Origin of the sequence: Sulfitobacter pontiacus, assembly GCF_040790665.1 — a bacterium.
Taxonomy (GTDB): domain Bacteria; phylum Pseudomonadota; class Alphaproteobacteria; order Rhodobacterales; family Rhodobacteraceae; genus Sulfitobacter; species Sulfitobacter pontiacus.
Map to the genome: position 1 here is coordinate 1197947 of NZ_CP160849.1, position 18597 is coordinate 1216543.

An 18597-nucleotide genomic window follows, 5' to 3' on the forward strand; every position below is an offset into this window, starting at 1 on the left:
TGTCTGTGCGGTTTTCGGCATGTCTTGATTGCGGCTCGCCCCGCGTCAAACGCTTGTACCGAAGCGATTTTTCCGCAAAACTACGAGGATGAAGACCGCCCTTGTCACCGCTTTCGCCCTTTGTCTTGCGCCGTTTCCTGGCGCCGCGGGTCCGCTGCCCGACCCCGTTGATCCGGCCAGCTTTGCGCCCGTCGATCTGGACGAGGCGATCCTCGGGCAGTTGCTGTTTTACGATCCGATCCTGTCGGGCAACCGCAATATCGCCTGCGCCACCTGTCACCACCCTGATTTTGCCACCAGCGATGGCGTGTCGCTAGGTCTGGGCGAAGGTGGGGTCGGGCTGGGGCTGGAACGACGCGGGGATCCCGACAACATGCCGCCCCACCGCATCCCGCGCAATTCGCCCGCGTTGTTCAATCTGGGCGCAAAGGAATTCACCGTGCTGTTCCACGATGGCCGGATCGAGGTTGACGCCGAGATGCCCTCGGGTTTCCGCACGCCGCTGGACGACGATATGCTTGACGGTTTTGCGTCTTTGCTCTCGGCCCAAACCATGTTTCCGGTGCTCAGCCCCGACGAGATGGCCGGCCAGAACATGGAGAATGACGTGGCCAAAGCCGTGCGTCAGGGTCTGATCACGGCGCAGGATGGGGCGTGGGATATTCTGGCGCGACGGGTGGCGGGTTTGCCCGACTATGCGCAGCGGTTCCAATCGGTCTATGATCACATCAACAGCCCTGACGACATCGGATTTACCGATATTTCAAACGCTATTGCCGTGTTTGTGGCCCATGAATGGCGGTCAGACAGCTCTGCCTTTGATGCCTATCTGCGCGATCCGTCAGCCCCGTTGGACGCCGATGCGCAACAGGGCATGGCGCTGTTTTATGGCGCTGCGGGCTGTAGCACCTGCCACGCGGGGGCGTTCCAGACTGACCATAGTTTTCATGCGATGGGGGCACCGCAGCTTGGCCCCGGCAAGGCGGCCGTGTTTGAAACCCATACCCGCGATACGGGGCGCATGGGGGTGACCGGCAATGGGGCCGATGCCTATGCCTTCCGCACGCCGTCCCTGCGCAATGTGATGCAGACCGGCCCTTGGGGGCATGCGGGCGGGCACAGCCAGATAGAGAAGTTCTTGCGCGATCATATGGATCCGGCCCGTGCGGCGAAACGCTTTGCCCCCGGCGCGGCTGACAGAAACGGGGTCCGCCTGCCGCCGCTGGACGGGGATGACTGGCGCGAGATGGATGACCCCGCCGCCCGCGATGCCATCACCCAAGCCGCGATGATCCGCACGCCCAAAGGGCTGAATCCGGGTGATATCGCCGCGTTAGTGTCTTTCTTGCGCAGTCTGGATGACCCGCAGGCGCTGTCGGGGCGCTTGGGTATCCCTGACACGGTGCCAAGCGGGCTGGCCGTGGGCGGTGCGCCCTGATCAATCGGGCTGCGTCACCGTGATCTGATCGCCTGCCGTCACGCGCATGGGGTCGCTTTGCGTGCCATCGGGCCAGCGGACCTGCACCGTTGCTTCTGCCGCATCGCCGATGCCGAAATGCAGCGGTGCCAGCACCGCCCCCGCATGACCGCCGCCGATGGTGACTTGCTGGCTTTGCACGGCGTCGCCCACCGTCACGATCACCCGCGCGCCCACGGCAAAGCGATTGCCGCCCGCGCCCCGCACCGCGATGCGCACAAAGCGGCCTGCCTCGGGCGTCACATTGCGATACATACGCATCGGCGCGCGCCGGTTCACCACGGCAAGATCCAACAGCCCGTCGCCATCAAAATCCGCCAGTGCCGCCCCCCGTGACCGCGCGATATCGGCCACACCTGAGGTGTCGCCAACCTCGGTAAAGCGGCCATCGGCCCCTTGGATCAACAGATTATTCGGATCGCGCATCGCCATGCCGGGCATCTGGTCGACATTGCCCTTGGCGATAAACAGATCGGCGCGGCCATCGTTGTTCACATCGGCGAAACTGGCGTGCCATCCGGTAGACGGGCGGCCATCGCCGGGCACATAGGGGCGCTGCGCATAGGTGCCGATGTCATAGGGCGCGCCGCGATAACTCCCGTCCGCTTGCGCCACCTGCATCAGCTGGTCCCCCATAGAGGTGAGCATCAGCTCGTCCCGTTGGTCGCCCGTCAGGTCACGGCTGGCGATCCCCATCCCCCAAAGCGAAACTTTGGCCCAGCCATCCGCTTCGGTCAGGAACCGCTGTTCGGCGATGTCCCACATCTGCTCGGCCCCGCCGGAGACATAATAGTGTCTATCATTGGAGATTCGCAGCGATTTGAGCCCACGCGCATCCTCTGCGGCAAGCATCGACAGGGCGCAATACCCCGGCGACAGCTCTTGCGCGGTATATCGGGGCGAGGTGCCGCCCTTGGGCGCGAGCAGCGTGTTGCTATCACAAGCACCAAACGGCCCGTCGGGATTGGCGCGGTCAACATAATGGCCGACAGCAAGCGTGGGAAAGGATGCGCCATCCTCCCACCAGGCGGTGAAGGCGGTGGTCCATTGATCGGTTTGCGGGATGCCCCATGCCTCTGTCACATCGGTGAACTGGCAATCCGCGCCGCCCTGAAGTACGCGGTCCGGCCCGACGCGCATGACATATAGATCAAGCAGCCCGTCGCCGTTCATATCGACAGGATAGGCCCCGGTGGCCCCCGTAATCTCGGGGTCGATCACAGCTCGTTCAAAGGCGATTTTCCCCGTGTCAGAGACGTTTTTGAGCAGCAAAAGCGGTGCAGTGCCACCTGCGGCCACCAGATCGGGCAGCCCGTCGCCCGAACAGTCAAACGCCGACACACCGCCGCCGACAAAATGTTCCCACCCGCCGGTATAATGGTGGTCCGGCAGGCCCGCGCTGATGTCCTGAAACAACGGATCGGCATGGGCAGCAGAGGCAAAAACACAGGCTGCCGCCATCAAACGATGGATCACGCAGCATTCTCCCCCAGCAGGGCGTCGGTCACATCGGACAGAGCCAATGCAGCGGCCCCTTTCGCCCAGACGGACCCGCCCCAAGCGTGGATATCGACAGGGGTCGGCGCGCGGCCTGCGGGGAGGATCATAGAGTTCATCTCGCTTAACACATCGTCAACGTTCAGATAGTCATAGCGCATCCGTTCGCCGCTGAGAATGATCCGTTCGGGGTCAAACAACTGCACGATATTGGCAAGCCCGACGCTCAGGAACCGTCCGGCGCGGTTAAAGATCGCCAGCGCGGCCTCGTTGCCTGCGTTCGCTTCGTCATACAGGGTTTCGATCATCGACACGGCAGAGCTTTCGGCGCGCGGATCGCGTTCAAATGCTGTGCCTGCCTCGCGGATAATGGCGTAATCGGCGACATAGGCCTCAAGACAGCCGCGCTGCCCGCAACGGCACAGGGCCCCGTCCAACTGCACCTTGGTGTGGCCCAGCTCCATCCCCGGGCCAAGGGCGCCGCGGAACAGTCGGTTGTTCAGCACCAGCCCCATGCCGACGCCGCGTTCAATGGTCACCACGGCAAAATTCGAAATCCCCCGACCGGCCCCGAACCACAGTTCTGCGAGCGTCAACAGGTTGGTGTCGTTGTCCAAGGACACAGGCAGCCCCAGCGTTTTCGACAGCAGATCGCGCAGCGGCATGTCCGTGTCCAGCATCACCGGCGACCATTTCACGATCCCGAGGCTCGCATCCACCAGCCCGGGCAAGCCGATTCCCACGGCGCTGATGTCGGACATCACGCGTCCCGATTTCTGCAACAGCCTGTCCATGAGGGAACTGACTTCGGTCAACATATCCTCGGTAGACTGACGCAGCGACGCACTGGCGACATGGGCCTCGGCGATGATCGTGCCCGCAAGGTCCAGCAATACCGCGGTATGGCGTTCGTCCGACAGCTTCATGCCCACGACGAAACGGCTTTGCGGGGCGACCCGCAGGGCAATGGGCGGACGGCCACGGCTGGGGCCGCGCTGGCTGTCCTCTACCTCTTGCAACAGACCGCGCGCGATTAGATCAGAGGTGATGGTGGTCACCGACCCGGGGCTGATATTGAGCTTGCGCGCCACATCCATGCGCGGCATCTGCCCGTTCGCGCGGACCTGTTCAAACACCTGTTGGCGCAGCGGGCGTGTATCATCCTGCGGCAAGGCCAGCAGCGGGCCACAGCCTGAAGACACAAGTTTTGACCCCTCCGACCCAAGGTCGCGAATTAGTTCGCTCGCCAAACTTTATCCTCCCGATGTATTTTGAAATTCCCCTGCAACAGGTTAATCCCTCTGTCTCCCACAGGAAATAAGCCGTGTTTTGCCAATCTGTGTCAAATTCTTTGTGTCATAATGTAAAATTTATTTTGACAACTGAATTAAAGTGCGCAACCTCATACTACGACGTCACCGATGCCACCAAGGACATCGGATCATTTCATCTGGGAGGAAAGAAATGCGTAAACTCTTTATGGCAGCGGCCGTCGCCACTGCTGGCTTCACTCAGACCGCAGCAGCCGAGGATATCACCGTCGGCGTGAGCTGGTCGAACTTCCAAGAAGAGCGCTGGAAAACAGACGAGGCCGCGATCAAGGCCGCGCTGGACGCTGCCGGTGCGAAATATGTCAGTGCCGATGCGCAATCGTCGTCGGCCAAGCAACTGTCGGATGTGGAAAGCCTGATCGCCCAAGGCGTTGATGCGCTGATCATCCTTGCCCAAGACAGCCAGGCCATCGGCCCCGCAATCACCGCAGCCGCGGACGAAGGTATTCCGGTTGTGGGCTATGACCGCCTGATCGAGGACCCCCGCGCCTTTTACCTGACCTTCGACAACGTCGAGGTGGGCCGTATGCAAGCGCGTGCCGTGCTGGAAGCGATGCCAAAGGGCAACTATGTGATGATCAAGGGCTCGCCCACCGATCCGAACGCCGACTTCCTGCGCGGCGGCCAGCAAGAAGTGCTGCAATCCGCGATTGATGCGGGCGATATCACCATCGTTGCCGAAGCCTATACCGACGGCTGGCTGCCCGCCAACGCGCAGCGCAACATGGAGCAGATCCTGACCGCGCAAGACAATAACGTTGATGCGGTTGTTGCCTCTAACGACGGGACAGCAGGCGGCGCCGTTGCCGCGCTGACCGCGCAAGGCATGGAAGGCACGCCCGTGTCCGGCCAGGACGGCGACCACGCCGCGCTGAACCGTGTTGCCAAGGGCACGCAGACCGTCAGCGTCTGGAAAGACGCCCGCGATCTGGGCAAGAACGCCGCCGAAATCGCTGTTGCCCTTGCCGGCGGCACCGAGATGGCAGACGTGGACGGCGCGCAGGAATGGACATCCCCTGCGGGCACAGCCCTGTCGGCCAAGTTTCTAGCCCCCGTGCCGGTCACCATCGACAACCTGAACGCGGTTCTGGACGCCGGCTGGATTTCGAAAGAAGCCCTGTGCCAAGGCGTGACAGACGTCGCGGCCTGTAACTAAGACCAAAACGCACACCCCGCCCCTGATGCGGGGTGTGCCACCCGTTTGCTTCAGCCCGGCTGCCGCGCTTTGCGGCCCCGCTGATTGACATTGCGACCCAATCCGGAAGCCAATCACATGACAGATACGACCACCGAAACCGGGGCAGATGTACATCCGTCGCCGACAGCGCCCAAGCGCTCTTTTCTTAGCCAGCTCGAAATCGATACCCGTCTGTTAGGGATGATCGGTGCGTTCATTCTGGTCTGCCTCGTGTTCAACGTGCTGACCGACGGGCGCTTTCTGACGCCGCGCAATATTTTCAACCTCACGATCCAGACGGTCAGCGTTGCCATTATGGCGACCGGTATGGTCTTTGTGATCGTGACCCGTCACATCGACCTGTCGGTCGGCGCGATGCTGGCCACCTGCTCTGCCGCGATGGCGATGACCCAGACCGATATCCTGCCGCGTATGCTGGGCATGGGGCTGGGGCATCCGATGATCCCCTGGATCGCCATCGTCGTCGGCCTGCTGTTCGGCACCATCATCGGCGCGTTTCAGGGCTGGCTGATCGGGTTCCTCACGATCCCTGCCTTTATCGTGACCCTTGGCGGCCTGCTGATCTGGCGCAACGTGGCGTGGTATATGACCGACGGTCAAACCATCGGGCCACTGGATGAAACCTTCCGCAAGTTCGGCGGAATCAACGGAACCTTGGGCGAGACGTGGTCTTGGGTCGTCGGGCTGATCGCCGTGGTTCTGGCGCTTTGGGCGCTGTGGTCGTCACGCCGCAACAAGGTCAACCACGGGTTTCACGTGAAACCGGTTTGGGCCGAGGTGCTGGTCGGTCTGATCATCGCCGTGGGCATTCTGGGCTTTGTCGCGATCCTGAACGCCTACGAGGTTCCGACCGCGCGTCTGATGCGCGAGTTCAAGGCCCGTGGCGATGTGATGCCCGAAGGCTATACCGCGTCTTACGGCATCCCCTATTCGGTGTTGCTGCTGATCGCGCTGGCGATTGGCATGACCGTGATGGCCAAACGCACGCGGCTGGGGCGCTATATCTTTGCCACGGGCGGCAACCCCGACGCGGCAGAGCTGTCGGGCATCAACACCCGTCTGCTGACGGTCAAGGTTTTTGCCCTGATGGGGGCCTTGGTGGCGCTGTCCGCGGTTGTTGCCTCTGCCCGTTTGACCAACCACTCGAACGACATCGGCACTTTGGACGAACTGCGTGTCATCGCGGCGGCTGTCATTGGCGGCACGGCTCTGGCAGGCGGTATAGGAACGATCCACGGGGCTATTCTGGGTGCCTTGATCATGCAATCGCTGCAATCGGGCATGGCTATGGTGGGCGTTGACGCACCGCTGCAAAACATCGTCGTCGGTGCGGTTCTTGTCTTCGCCGTCTGGATCGACATCGTCTATCGCCGCCGTATGGGAGGGAAATCATGACACCGCTTGTAGAGCTCAAGAATATCTCGCTGTCCTTCGGGGGGGTGCGTGCCGTCGATAACGTTACGCTGGACCTGTATCCGGGCGAGGTCGTCGGCCTGTTGGGGCACAATGGCGCGGGGAAATCCACGCTGATCAAGATCCTCGCTGGAGCCTATCAGATGGACGAGGGCGAAATCTGGATCGAGGGCAAGAAAGCCAGCATCCATTCGCCCCGTGACGCCCGCCGCCACAACATCGAAACCATCTACCAGACACTGGCGCTGGCCGATAACCTTGATGCGCCCAGCAACCTGTTTCTGGGGCGCGAACTGACCAATAAACTCGGCCTCGTGGATGATGCGCGGATGGAGGCAGAGACCCGCAAGATCATGGCGCGTCTCAACCCCAATTTTAAGAAGATAAGCGAGCCTGTTTCAGCGCTTTCGGGCGGTCAGCGGCAATCGGTTGCGATTGCCCGCGCGGTCTATTTCAACGCCAAGATCCTGATCATGGACGAACCAACCGCCGCCCTTGGGGTGCATGAAAGCAAGATGGTTGCCGATCTGATCAAAGAGCTGAAGGCCCAAGGGCTTGGCATCTTCCTGATCAGCCACGACACCCGCGAGATGCTGGAGCTGTGCGACCGTGTGTCGGTGATGAAAAACGGCGCGCTGATCGGCACCGAAAAGGTCGGCGACGTGACCGAGGATGACATCCTAAGCATGATCATCATGGGCAAGGCGCGCGACGCCGCATAGGCGCTGACAAAGGGGAAAACCATGTTTCTGGGGCTTGATCTGGGCACCTCTGGGCTGAAGGCCCTGCTGGTGGACGACGCCGAAAACATCATCGCGGAAAGCGTGGTGCCCTTGCAGGTGTCGCGCCCCCACGATGGCTGGGTCGAACAGGACCCGCGCGATTGGTTCACCGCCTGCGCCGATGCGATTGCAGGGCTGGGGGTTGATCTGGCCGCCGTGCAAGGTATCGGGCTCAGCGGGCATATGCATGGCGCGACCCTGTTGGATGGTGCGGGCACGCCGCTGCGCCCCTGTATGCTGTGGAACGACACCCGCGCCGCAGCGCAAGCCGCCGCGATGGATGCTGATCCCCTCTGGCGCGCGGTCACGGGCAACATCGTATTCCCCGGTTTCACCGCGCCCAAAGTGGAATGGGTGCGCGACCATGAACCCGATATTTTCGCGCGGATCGACAAGGTGCTACTGCCGAAGGACGCGCTGCGCTTCTGGCTGACCGGCGAAGCCGTTTCAGAGATGTCCGATGCCGCAGGCACAAGCTGGTTGGATACCGGCGCGCGCGACTGGTCCGACGCTTTGCTGGAACGGTCTGGCCTGACGCGGGCGCAGATGCCATCACTGGTCGAAGGATCGCAGGTGTCAGGGCACCTAAGCGGCTCTATCGCTGCGCAACTGGGCCTACCTGCGGGGATCCCCGTTGCGGGGGGCGGTGGCGATAATGCCGCCTCGGCCATCGGGATGGGTGTGGTGAAACCGGGTCAGGCGTTTGTCTCACTTGGCACCTCGGGCGTGCTGTTTGCCGCAACGCCGGGCTATGCTGCGGCACCTGAAAGCGCGCTGCACAGCTTTTGCCACGCGCTGCCGGACCTGTGGCACCAGATGGGGGTGATCCTCTCGGCCACGGATTCGCTGAATTGGCTGGCCAGTGTTTTGAACGAGGACGCGCGGACGCTTACCTCTGATCTGGGCGCGTTGCAGGCCCCCGGCCGCACGATCTTTATGCCCTATCTGGGCGGAGAGCGGACGCCCCATAACGACGCCAATATCCGGGGCGGTTTCCTGCATCTGGCCCATAACACCGACCGCGCCGCCATGACCCGCGCGGTGCTGGAAGGGGTCACCCACGCCCTGCGCGACAGTTTCGACGCGATGCGGCACACCGGCACCCACATCGACAGCCTGATTGCCGTCGGTGGCGGGTCGCGATCCGATTACTGGCTGTCGGCCATCGCCACCTCGCTGAACATGCCGATCCAGCTGCCCGCCGCGGGTGACTTTGGCGGTGCCCTTGGGGCTGCGCGCTTGGGTCGTATGGCCGCCACCGGTGCCGGGGCCGAGATCGCCGTGCCACCCCCCATTTCCCGCGTGATAGAGCCTGTTCCGGCCCTAGTAGATGCCTTTTCGGAGGCCCACGCCCGATATTCAGACACGTATAGCGCCGTAAAACATTTGCGCTAAGACAAGAAGGACCATCCCCATGACCAGCTTTTTCGACGGCATCCCGACGATCTCTTACGACCCGCAAGCGGACCATGATTTCGCCTATCGCAGCTATAATCCCGACGAGATGCTGATGGGCAAGACCATGGCAGAGCATCTGCGCTTTGCCGTCGCCTATTGGCATAGTTTCGCATGGGAAGGCGGCGACCCTTTTGGCGGCCAGACCTTCCTGCGCCCGTGGTTCGACACCACGATGGACGCCGCCCGCGCCAAGGCTGACACCGCGTTTGATATGTTCAAGATCCTCGGTCAGCCGTATTTCTGCTTCCACGACGCCGATGTCCGCCCCGAGGGCGATACCTTTGCCGAAAGCACCGCGCGGCTGCACGAGATCACCGATTACTTTGGCGAGAAGATGGAGCAGACGGGCACCAAGCTGCTTTGGGGCACGGCCAACCTGTTTTCGAACCGCCGCTATATGTCGGGTGCCGCCACAAACCCCGACCCCGATATTTTTGCCTATGCCGCCGCGACGGTGAAGGAATGTATCGACGTCACCCATAAGCTCGGCGGCGAGAACTATGTGCTGTGGGGCGGGCGCGAAGGCTATGAAACGCTGCTGAACACCGACCTGAAACGCGAACGCGAACAGGCGGGGCGTTTCTTGCAGATGTCGGTCGAATACGCCCGCAAGATCGGCTTCAAAGGCGCAATCCTGATCGAGCCTAAACCGCAGGAACCGACCAAACACCAGTACGATTACGACGTAGCCACCGTCTATGGCTTCCTCAAGGACTATGGGCTTGAGAACGAGGTGAAGGTGAACATCGAACAGGGTCACGCCATTCTTGCCGGGCATTCGTTCGAACACGAACTGGCGATGGCCTCGGCGCTTGGGATTTTCGGGTCGATCGACATGAACCGCAACGACTACCAGTCAGGCTGGGACACCGACCAATTCCCCAATTCCGTCCCCGAAGTCGCGCTTGCCTATTACGAAGTGCTGAAAGCGGGCGGTTTCACCACCGGCGGCACCAACTTTGACGCCAAACTGCGCCGCCAGTCGCTGGACGCCGAGGATCTGATTTTGGCCCATGTCGGTGCGATGGATGTCTGTGCCAAGGGCCTGAAAGCCGCCGCCGCGATGCTGGAGGATGGCAAGCTCGAAGCGGCGCGTGACGCGCGCTATGCCGGTTGGGGCTCTGAACGCGGCCAAGGCCTGCTGAGCAGCGATCTGGAGTCGATCAACGCGCAGGTCAAAGCCGATGCGCTGAACCCGCAGCCCGCCTCGGGCCGTCAGGAAGCGCTGGAAAATCTGGTAAATCGCTATCTTTAAGCTGTTACATGGCGCTGTTAGGGGTCTAGGCTGACCGATAAGGGGGCCCAAGATGTTCAAACGCTACGCCATTTACTATACGCCGCCGCCGGGGGATTTCGCCCGGCGGGGCGCGGCCTGGTTGGGCTGGGATGTGCAGGCCGGCGAAGCTGTGGCACATCCCGATATCGCGGGGCTTGATATTGCCAAGCTGACCCAGCGACCACGCAAATACGGGCTACACGGGACGGTCAAGGCGCCGTTCTTTCTGGCCGATGCGACCAGCGCGGCCCAGTTGACCGATGGCCTCGCCGCCTTTTGCAAAGGGCAAGCGCCGGTGCAGTTGGACGGGCTGGAGCTGTCGCAGATCGGGCGGTTCCTGGCGCTGGTGCCGCAGGGCGACATGACCGCGCTTGGCAGTCTTGCGGCCTCGGCCAATGTGGTGCTGGACGCCTTCCGCGCACCGCTGTTAGAGGCGGAGTTCACGCGCAAGAACGCCCCCTATCTGACCGATCAGCAGCGGATTTACCTCAAAACCTACGGATACCCCCATATTATGGAGTATTTCCGCTTTCACATCACCCTCACCGGACCGCTTGCGCCCGATCAGATCGACCCCGTAAAAACGGCTCTGCACCGCTATTTAGGGGCGGATACCCCTGCCCCCTTCACCATCGATAGTCTGACGCTTTGCGGCGAGGATGCGCAGGGACGTTTTCACGAGGTCGAACGTTTCGCGCTTGGCAGCTGACCCACGAAAAACGCCGCCCTGCATTCCTGCAAGGCGGCGTTTTGTCAGACGGTATGCACCGGCTTAGTAGCGGTAATGCTCCGGTTTGAACGGGCCTTCGGGTGTGACGCCGATATAAGCGGCTTGTTCACTGCTCAGCTGGGTCAGTTTCACGCCGATACGATCAAGGTGCAAACGGGCGACTTTTTCGTCCAGATGCTTGGGCAGGATATAGACCTTGTTCTCGTATTTGCCGGTGTTTTCCCACAGTTCGATCTGCGCCAACACCTGATTGGTGAAGGACGCGGACATGACGAAGGACGGGTGACCGGTGGCGTTGCCAAGGTTCAGCAGACGGCCTTCGGACAGCAGGATCAGACGGTTGCCCGAAGGCATCTCGATCATGTCGACCTGTTCCTTGATGTTGGTCCACTTGTGGTTCTTCAGCGCGGCAACCTGGATTTCATTGTCAAAGTGGCCGATGTTGCCAACAATCGCCATGTCCTTCATCTCGCGCATATGCTCGATGCGGATCACGTCCTTGTTGCCGGTGGTGGTGATGAAGATGTCGGCGGTGTCCAGCACGTCTTCCAGCAGGACAACCTCGAACCCGTCCATCGCCGCTTGCAGCGCGCAGATCGGGTCGGCTTCGGTCACTTTCACGCGGGCACCGGCACCGGCCAGCGATGCAGCAGAGCCTTTGCCAACGTCGCCATAGCCACAGACAACAGCGACCTTACCGGCCATCATCACGTCTGTCGCGCGGCGGATACCGTCGACCAGCGATTCACGGCAGCCGTATTTATTGTCGAACTTGGACTTGGTGACGCTGTCGTTGACGTTGATCGCGGGGAAAGGCAGCTGGCCTTGCTTAACCAGATCATAGAGACGGTGGACGCCTGTGGTGGTTTCCTCGGACACGCCCTTGATCTGGTCGCGCATCTTGGTGAACCAACCGGGAGATTGCTCCATCCGCTTTTGGATCTGCGCCTTGATCGCGACTTCTTCTTCCGACGATGGCACGGGGATCACATCTTCGCCAGCTTCGGCACGGGCGCCCAGCAAGATGTACAGCGTCGCATCGCCGCCATCATCAAGGATCAGGTTCGGGCCGTCGGGGAACTGGAAGGATTTATCCAGGTAATCCCAATGCTCTTCCAGCGATTGCCCCTTGATCGCGAAAACAGGCGTGCCGCCTTCGGCAATCGCCGCCGCCGCGTGATCCTGGGTCGAGAAGATGTTGCACGACGCCCAACGGACATCGGCCCCCAACGCGACAAGCGTTTCGATCAGAACAGCGGTCTGGATCGTCATGTGCAGAGAGCCCACGATGCGCGAACCGGACAGCGGTTTGCTGTCGCCGTATTCCGCGCGCAGGGCCATCAGGCCGGGCATTTCGGTTTCTGCGATATCAAGTTCCTTGCGGCCATAGGCGGCAAGGCTAATGTCTTTAACGATGTAATCGTTGGCCATCGGGGCATCCCTTTTCAAAAGATCGGCTATGTATCGTATATTTGAAAAGGGCCGTAGCACTTTGATGCGGTGATCTCAACGGTGGCGGTCAAGCGCCACACGAAACGGTTACTCTGCCGAGGCGACGATCATCTCGTCCGTGGTCATCCCCGCCATCCAGTTTGCCCCCTGCGCGGTGACGCAGGCCATGCCGTTCGACAGGGTTTTTACAGCAGACCATGTGCCTGTGTCATCCGAGGCCCAGATTTGCACCGCGCCGCCGTCCTGTCCTTCAACCGGCGTTTCGCCGTACCAATCCACCAGCGACGCCTTAAGCTCTTGCGCGGGCATGCAGACATCGCTTGCCAATGCGGGTGCGGCCACGGTCCCGAGGCCAAGTGCGAGTGTGAGAGCAGAAATAACAGGTTTCATGATCGTCTCCTTCGTGGGAAGAACACCGCGAAACCCGCAAATGTTCCACGTGTCAAAGGCAGAGCAATAGAATGGCGCAGCAATCCCGTGCATGGCAACGTATGTTATCCGGCCGCAGGCTTGACCTGCTGGACCCGACGCCGGTCGATATAGAGATCGAGGATATCGCCCATGGGCTGGCCTTTGTCGCGCGGTGGAACGGGCAAACGCGGGGGGATTTTGCCTATTCCGTGGCCGAACATTCGCTGCTGGTCGAGACGATTTACGGCCGGATGAACCCCAAGGCCCCGCCAAAGTGGCGGTTGGCCGCGCTGCTGCACGATGCACCGGAATACGTGATCGGCGATATGATCTCTCCGGTGAAGGCGGCGGTCGGGCCGGAATATGGTGCGCTGGATGACCGGTTGATGTCCGCGATCCATATCCGCTTTGGCCTGCCTGCGGCGCTGCCGAAATCGGTCAAGCAGCAGATCAAGCGCGCCGATAAGGTCAGCGCCTGGATGGAGGCGACGCAGATCGCCGGTTTCTCGGAGGCCGAGGCGTCCAAGTTCTTTGGCCGGCCCAACCCCGATCTGATGGAGGGGTTGTCGATCGTGCTGCGCCCGCCGGTGGACACGCGCAATGACTTCACCGCGCGGCATCTGGATTTGCTGGGCGCGCTGTGATGGTCAAGGTCCGCCCGCCAATCGCGCTGGATGCCGGAAATATGGCGCAACTGCTGAACGAGATCATCACCATCGGGGGCACCACTGCGATGACCCGCCCTGTCACCGGCAAGGATCTGACCGAATGGATGGCCAGCAACGCCGATCAAAGCGCGTGGCATGTGGCGCTGGACGATCAGGAAAACGTCGTGGGGTTCCAGTGGATCAGCCCGCATCCCGATCTGCCGCCCGAGGCCTGCGACATCGCGAGCTTTGTGCAGGTTGGTCGTACCGGTCTGGGCATCGGGTCGGCGCTGTTTGATGCCACCGCGCAGGCAGCGGCACGGCTGGGCTATGTCTGGATCAACGCCACGATCCGCGCCGACAACCACGGCGGGCTGACCTATTACCAAAGCCGCGGATTTCGCGACTGGCACTATGACGAAGGGGTCTCGCTTGCCTCGGGTCAGGTCGTGGACAAGATCAGCAAACGCTACGACGTGTAACGCGTTACTGCGGGGACCGTTTGGCCAGGATGCGCTGCAAGGTCCGGCGGTGCATGTTCAGCCGCCGTGCCGTTTCGGACACGTTTCTATCGCAAAGCTCGTAGACACGCTGGATATGTTCCCACCGCACACGATCCGCGCTCATGGGGTTTTCCGGTGGCGGCGGCATGTCATCGCCCGTGGCCAGCAGCGCGTTCACGATGTCATTAGCATCAGCGGGTTTTGACAGGTAATCTGTCGCACCGATCTTGACCGCGGCGACGGCGGTGGCGATGGCACCGTAGCCGGTCAGCACCACAACCCGCGCATCGGGGCGTTTGTCGCGCAGCACCTCGACCACATCCAGCCCGTTGCCGTCCTGTAACCGCAGATCGACCACCGCATAGGCCGCGGGCCGCGCGGTCGCGATGGCCACACCGGCGGCGACGGAACCTGCGGTTTCTACGTCAAAGCCGCGCTTCTCCATCGCCTTGGCAAGGCGGCGCAGAAACGGTTCGTCATCATCCACCAGAAGGAGGGACCGATCCTCGCCGAGATCAAGCGCATTTTCCTGAACCATATCATGCTCCGCTGGTTGAATGTTGTACCGGGACTTTATCCAGATATGTGGCGGTGGCCTAGCTTGGTCAAACTTTTACTGATGTTCCACAAAGCAGGCGACCTTGTCGGCCAGCTGCTCTGGCGGGACATCGCGGCGGAAGAAATCGACGAAACCTTCGCCCGGCATCACCAGATAACTAAAGGTCGAATGGTCCACGAGGTAGTCATCGCCTTCATCCTCATGCGCCTTGTAGTAGGTGCGGTAGGCATCGCTTGCCGCTTTGACCTGTGCGGGCGATCCGGTCAGCCCGATCATCTTGGGGTGCATGTTGGCGGCAAAATCTCCAACAACTTCAGGGGTATCGCGGGCAGGATCGACGGAAATGAACACCGGCGTCACGGACATACCACGCGCCTCCAGCTCATCCACGGCGCGGGCGTTCCGGTCCACGTCCAGCGGGCAGACGTCCGGGCAGAAGGTATAGCCAAAGTAAACGAGGCTGGGTTCGGTGATCACATCCGCGTCCGTCACGGTCTGGCCTTGGGCATTCACCAGTTCGAACGGCCCGCCCAATTCGGCACCACCGGCCACGGCAGAGTTCTTGCACTGCGCGTATTTGTCGCTGTCGCCATCGGTCCGGTATACCAGCATCAGGGATACCGCCAAAAACGCCAGCACGACCAACACCGCGCCAATTGCCAACACTCTTCTCATATTCATTCTCCTGCGCGGTTAGGCGCTCTTGATCCCGGTCGGACACAGACCTACGCTTTCCCTTTATCAACGTAACCGACATTTTGAAAAGGTGCGCCGATGACGCAGGCCGCTAACATTCCCGTGGGTAAAGGCCTGGGCAAGGGCGCGCGTGCCAACTGGATCCGCCTGCGCACGATGATCGTGCTGCGGTGGGTGGCGATTGCGGGGCAACTGACGGCGATCACCGTCGCGCAACGCATCTTTGGCCTGCAGTTGGAACTGGGGCTGTGCTATTTCGCGATTGGCGTGTCGGTGATCGGCAATCTGATCGCCATTCTGGTGTTTCCCGAAAACAAGCGTCTGTCTGAGTATGAAAACCTGCTGATGGTGCTGTTCGATCTGGTGCAGCTGGCCTTTCTGCTGTTCCTGACGGGCGGGCTGCATAATCCGTTTTCGCTGCTGTTGCTGGGGCCGGTGACCATCTCTGCCACAGCGCTGAGCCTGCGGTCGACCATCGTGCTTTGTGGTACAGCCATTGGGCTGGCGACGGGGCTGGCGCTGTTTCACCTGCCGCTGATCACTCAAGATGGGGGCGTGCTTGAGCTTCCGGGCATCTTTATCTTCGGCATCTGGATCGCGCTGGTGATCGCGATTGTGTTCTCTACCGCCTATTCCCGCCGCGTCACGACCGAGATCCATTCGATGGCAGACGCCTTGGCCGCCACTCAGATGGCGCTGGCGCGCGAACAGAAGCTGACCGATCTTGGCGGCGTAGTTGCCGCTGCCGCGCATGAACTGGGCACGCCCCTTGCCACGATCAAACTGGCCAGCAGCGAGCTGTGGAATGAACTGCAAGACCAGCCCGATCTGGCCGAGGATGCCGCGTTGATCCGCGATCAGGCCGACCGGTGCCGCGATATTCTGCGCGACATGGGGCGGGCGGGCAAAGACGATCTGCATCTGCGCCAAGCCCCCTTGATGACGGTACTTGAAGAAGCCGCCGAACCGCACCGGATGCGCGGCAAGACGTTTACCTTTACCCTCGGCCCTGATGCCGGGGACGCCGCCGACCAGCCCGCGATCCTGCGCCGGCCGGAAGTTATTCACGGCCTGCGCAATCTGATGCAGAACGCAGTAGATTTCGCCGCCACAACGGTCTGGGTAGAGGCAAACTGGTCTGACACGGTGATCTCGGTCCGCATATTTGACGATGGTACGGGCTTTCCGCCGCATATCCTTGGCCGCATCGGTGACCCCTTCATGCGGCGGCGCCCTTCGGACCGCAGCAACGCGCGGCGCCCCGAATACGAAGGCATGGGGCTGGGGCTGTTCATCGCCAAGACCCTGCTGGAGCGGTCCGGTGCCGAATTGCGCTTTGCCAATGGCCCCGACAGCGCCCCCAAGACGGACACCCCCGTGGGTGCAGTGGTCAAGGTCACATGGCCGCGTGCGAAACTTGACGCCCATCACGGGGAAACGCCCCTACCCACCGGAGAGAACACGCGCTTCACGTGATCCCTGCGGCAGCGGCGTGGGGGCACCAAAGACGATCTCGGCGATTTTCCGCGGTAGGTCTCACGGCCATTCACACGGCGGTTAATAAACTGTTAACTATTTGGGCGCTTAACTGAGTGGAACCCTAAAGAATTGAGTCCCGCTGTGGCTTCCACCTTCGACATTGCGCTCGTGATCTTTGCCATTCTTTCGAGTGGCTATATCGCGTATCTCTGGCTCGATAACGCAGAGACCGCCGACAAGGCCGATCCGCGGGGGGAGCCCGAGCTGTCCTATCTTTTTGACCACGGGGTGCTGCAGCACGCCTCTGGTACGACAGCGCAGTTTTGCCCGCTAGAGGCGGGGTTTCACGAATGGTCCGACTTGCATCACAACGTGTCAGGTCGCTTTGCGATGTTCCCCGACAAACCCCCTTCGACGCCTGAAGGCCAGTTGATCGTCGCGGCCACCGACCCCAAGATTCACACGCTGATCCGCATCACCTGGGAAAAGCATCTGTGCCGCGTGGTGGTGCTGGACCCCAATGATATGGGCGTCGATCTGCGGTCAGAGGCAGAGGTCACGCTGACGCGGCTACGCTCTACCGTGTCGGTGCCGCTTTGGCATACGGACCATGCAAACCGGCTGCTTTGGTACAACGATGCCTATCACGAGTTGTTTAACGCCTGTCACCCCGGTCAGGCGATTGAAACCCAGCGGCTGTTTCCCAGCGATTTCAGCAACGCGACCCACCGTCTGTCCTTGCGCGACCAGATCACGGGGGTGAAAGACTGGTACGCGGTCACCCACAGCCAATCGCGTAGCATCAACTGCTATCAGGCGACCTGCATCACCACATTGGTCCGCGCCGAAGAGGCGCAGCGCAATTTCGTGCAAACGCTGACCAAGACCTTTGCCCAGCTGTCCATTGGTCTTGCGATTTTTGACCGCAAAAGTCAGCTGGTGCTGTTTAACCCCGCGTTAATCGACCTGACCGGATTAGGGGCGCAGTTCCTGAGCGCGCGCCCTGCGATCCAGACCTTCTTCGACAAGCTGCGCGAGGCGCGCAAAATCCCCGAGCCCAAGGATTATGCCACCTGGCGCACCACCGTGTCCGAGCTGATCAGCGCCGCCCATGATGGCCGCTATGAAGAGATATGGTCGCTTGAGTCAGGGCAGACCTTTCGGGTCAAGGGCAGGCCGCATCCCGACGGAGCCACGGCCTTTCTGATAGAGGATATTAGCGCCCAGGTCAGCCTGACCCGCACCTTCAGGGCAGAGCTGGAACAGGGGCAGGCGATGCTTGATACGCTGGACGATGCCATCGTCGTCTTTTCGTCGTCGGGTATCCTGACCTTCTCTAACACCGCGTATAAAGACCTTTGGGGTGTCGATCCCGACATGACTTTTGCCGATATCTCTATCCACGATGCCATTCAGGGCTGGCACCGCCGGTCCGCCCCCAATCTGCTGTGGCAAGAGATAGAGGATTTCGTGACCAACCGCGAAGATCGCATGAAGTGGAGCATGCCGCTGTATCTTGCCAATGGGACAGAGCTGACCTGCCTGTTTTCCCCCATCGTGGACGGGGCCACGCTGATCCGGTTTCACCAGCCGAAAAAGCCGGTGGCAGAGATTGAAAACCCCGAAGCCGAGAAACCGCCGCAAGACGCCTGACGCCCCGCTTTCGCCTTGCGGCGCACCACCACGCC

At 61.3% G+C, this 18597-nt stretch carries 17 protein-coding genes; 11 read left to right on the plus strand and 6 right to left on the minus strand.

Annotation, left to right across the window (positions count from 1 at the left end):
* Positions 1 to 88: 88 nt before the first annotated feature.
* Positions 89 to 1438, plus strand: coding sequence for a cytochrome-c peroxidase (locus tag AB1495_RS05880; protein WP_074636628.1), 1350 nt, complete (start codon positions 89 to 91; stop codon positions 1436 to 1438).
* On the opposite strand, the gene AB1495_RS05885 is transcribed toward AB1495_RS05880, so the two are convergent.
* Both AB1495_RS05885 and AB1495_RS05890 read right to left on the minus strand, forming a co-directional pair.
* The gene (locus tag AB1495_RS05885; protein WP_074636630.1) at positions 1439 to 2938 is read right to left on the minus strand and encodes a CRTAC1 family protein; all 1500 of its coding nucleotides are present in this window, start codon (positions 2936 to 2938) and stop codon (positions 1439 to 1441) included.
* Between the two features lie 11 nt (positions 2939 to 2949).
* Complete coding sequence (locus tag AB1495_RS05890) at positions 2950 to 4176, minus strand: ROK family protein (protein ID WP_009825683.1); 1227 nt, start codon at positions 4174 to 4176, stop codon at positions 2950 to 2952.
* Positions 4177 to 4438: 262 nt separating this feature from the next.
* Here AB1495_RS05890 and xylF point away from each other — a divergent pair, with 262 nt between their 5' ends.
* From xylF to AB1495_RS05920, 6 genes are all read left to right on the plus strand, one after another.
* Positions 4439 to 5461 carry a D-xylose ABC transporter substrate-binding protein gene (xylF, locus tag AB1495_RS05895; RefSeq protein WP_037942471.1) on the plus strand — a complete coding sequence of 341 codons (1023 nt, stop codon included), beginning with the start codon at positions 4439 to 4441 and terminating at the stop codon, positions 5459 to 5461.
* Between the two features lie 117 nt (positions 5462 to 5578).
* Positions 5579 to 6898, plus strand: coding sequence for a sugar ABC transporter permease (locus tag AB1495_RS05900; protein ID WP_005850703.1), 1320 nt, complete (start codon positions 5579 to 5581; stop codon positions 6896 to 6898).
* A complete protein-coding gene (locus AB1495_RS05905) occupies positions 6895 to 7638 on the plus strand; it encodes an ATP-binding cassette domain-containing protein (protein ID WP_074636631.1) in 744 nt (247 codons plus the stop codon). Before AB1495_RS05900 ends, AB1495_RS05905 begins: the two co-directional genes overlap by 4 nt.
* 21 nt (positions 7639 to 7659) lie before the next feature.
* Complete coding sequence (gene xylB, locus AB1495_RS05910) at positions 7660 to 9093, plus strand: xylulokinase (protein WP_074636633.1); 1434 nt, start codon at positions 7660 to 7662, stop codon at positions 9091 to 9093.
* A gap of 19 nt (positions 9094 to 9112) precedes the next feature.
* On the plus strand, positions 9113 to 10411 hold the full coding sequence (xylA, locus tag AB1495_RS05915) for a xylose isomerase (protein WP_074636635.1): 1299 nt from the start codon (positions 9113 to 9115) through the stop codon (positions 10409 to 10411).
* Positions 10412 to 10463: 52 nt separating this feature from the next.
* Positions 10464 to 11141, plus strand: coding sequence for a DUF1045 domain-containing protein (locus AB1495_RS05920; RefSeq protein ID WP_074636636.1), 678 nt, complete (start codon positions 10464 to 10466; stop codon positions 11139 to 11141).
* 63 nt (positions 11142 to 11204) lie between these two features.
* Here the strand turns inward: AB1495_RS05920 and ahcY are convergent, their stop codons facing one another.
* Both ahcY and AB1495_RS05930 read right to left on the minus strand, forming a co-directional pair.
* Positions 11205 to 12593: an adenosylhomocysteinase gene (gene ahcY, locus AB1495_RS05925; RefSeq protein WP_005850713.1), complete on the minus strand. Its 1389-nt coding sequence runs from the start codon at positions 12591 to 12593 to the stop codon at positions 11205 to 11207.
* Positions 12594 to 12701: 108 nt separating this feature from the next.
* Positions 12702 to 13004, minus strand: a complete 303-nt coding sequence (locus tag AB1495_RS05930) for an S-adenosyl-L-homocysteine hydrolase (protein ID WP_074636638.1) — start codon at positions 13002 to 13004, stop codon at positions 12702 to 12704.
* A gap of 71 nt (positions 13005 to 13075) precedes the next feature.
* Between AB1495_RS05930 and AB1495_RS05935 the strand changes: the two genes are divergently transcribed.
* Both AB1495_RS05935 and AB1495_RS05940 read left to right on the plus strand, forming a co-directional pair.
* Positions 13076 to 13669 carry an HD domain-containing protein gene (locus tag AB1495_RS05935; protein WP_037965663.1) on the plus strand — a complete coding sequence of 198 codons (594 nt, stop codon included), beginning with the start codon at positions 13076 to 13078 and terminating at the stop codon, positions 13667 to 13669.
* Complete coding sequence (locus AB1495_RS05940; RefSeq protein ID WP_037942458.1) at positions 13669 to 14154, plus strand: GNAT family N-acetyltransferase; 486 nt, start codon at positions 13669 to 13671, stop codon at positions 14152 to 14154. Before AB1495_RS05935 ends, AB1495_RS05940 begins: the two co-directional genes overlap by 1 nt.
* A 4-nt stretch (positions 14155 to 14158) precedes the next feature.
* Here the strand turns inward: AB1495_RS05940 and AB1495_RS05945 are convergent, their stop codons facing one another.
* Together AB1495_RS05945 and AB1495_RS05950 are read right to left on the minus strand one after the other, a co-directional pair.
* Entirely contained in the window at positions 14159 to 14713 is a 555-nt protein-coding gene (locus tag AB1495_RS05945) for an ActR/PrrA/RegA family redox response regulator transcription factor (protein ID WP_037942457.1), read from the minus strand.
* Between the two features lie 75 nt (positions 14714 to 14788).
* Complete coding sequence (locus AB1495_RS05950; protein ID WP_174226592.1) at positions 14789 to 15409, minus strand: SCO family protein; 621 nt, start codon at positions 15407 to 15409, stop codon at positions 14789 to 14791.
* Between the two features lie 99 nt (positions 15410 to 15508).
* Between AB1495_RS05950 and regB the strand changes: the two genes are divergently transcribed.
* Both regB and AB1495_RS05960 read left to right on the plus strand, forming a co-directional pair.
* Positions 15509 to 16906 (plus strand): sensor histidine kinase RegB, encoded by a 1398-nt coding sequence (gene regB, locus AB1495_RS05955; RefSeq protein WP_074636640.1) that lies wholly within the window; start codon positions 15509 to 15511, stop codon positions 16904 to 16906.
* 144 nt (positions 16907 to 17050) lie between these two features.
* Positions 17051 to 18562, plus strand: a complete 1512-nt coding sequence (locus AB1495_RS05960) for a PAS-domain containing protein (RefSeq protein WP_074636642.1) — start codon at positions 17051 to 17053, stop codon at positions 18560 to 18562.
* The last annotated feature ends 35 nt before the right edge of the window (positions 18563 to 18597 follow it).

Bases quoted from the DNA above. Each gene is read 5' to 3' on its own strand.
- AB1495_RS05880 (WP_074636628.1), top strand. From the start codon at position 89: ATGAAGACCGCCCTTGTCACCGCTTTCGCCCTTTGTCTTGCGCCGTTT.
- AB1495_RS05885 (WP_074636630.1), bottom strand. From the start codon at position 2,938: ATGGCGGCAGCCTGTGTTTTTGCCTCTGCTGCCCATGCCGATCCGTTG.
- xylF (WP_037942471.1), top strand. From the start codon at position 4,439: ATGCGTAAACTCTTTATGGCAGCGGCCGTCGCCACTGCTGGCTTCACT.
- AB1495_RS05900 (WP_005850703.1), top strand. From the start codon at position 5,579: ATGACAGATACGACCACCGAAACCGGGGCAGATGTACATCCGTCGCCG.
- AB1495_RS05905 (WP_074636631.1), top strand. From the start codon at position 6,895: ATGACACCGCTTGTAGAGCTCAAGAATATCTCGCTGTCCTTCGGGGGG.
- xylB (WP_074636633.1), top strand. From the start codon at position 7,660: ATGTTTCTGGGGCTTGATCTGGGCACCTCTGGGCTGAAGGCCCTGCTG.
- xylA (WP_074636635.1), top strand. From the start codon at position 9,113: ATGACCAGCTTTTTCGACGGCATCCCGACGATCTCTTACGACCCGCAA.
- AB1495_RS05920 (WP_074636636.1), top strand. From the start codon at position 10,464: ATGTTCAAACGCTACGCCATTTACTATACGCCGCCGCCGGGGGATTTC.
- ahcY (WP_005850713.1), bottom strand. From the start codon at position 12,593: ATGGCCAACGATTACATCGTTAAAGACATTAGCCTTGCCGCCTATGGC.
- AB1495_RS05930 (WP_074636638.1), bottom strand. From the start codon at position 13,004: ATGAAACCTGTTATTTCTGCTCTCACACTCGCACTTGGCCTCGGGACC.
- AB1495_RS05935 (WP_037965663.1), top strand. From the start codon at position 13,076: ATGGCGCAGCAATCCCGTGCATGGCAACGTATGTTATCCGGCCGCAGG.
- AB1495_RS05940 (WP_037942458.1), top strand. From the start codon at position 13,669: ATGGTCAAGGTCCGCCCGCCAATCGCGCTGGATGCCGGAAATATGGCG.
- AB1495_RS05945 (WP_037942457.1), bottom strand. From the start codon at position 14,713: ATGGTTCAGGAAAATGCGCTTGATCTCGGCGAGGATCGGTCCCTCCTT.
- AB1495_RS05950 (WP_174226592.1), bottom strand. From the start codon at position 15,409: ATGAGAAGAGTGTTGGCAATTGGCGCGGTGTTGGTCGTGCTGGCGTTT.
- regB (WP_074636640.1), top strand. From the start codon at position 15,509: ATGACGCAGGCCGCTAACATTCCCGTGGGTAAAGGCCTGGGCAAGGGC.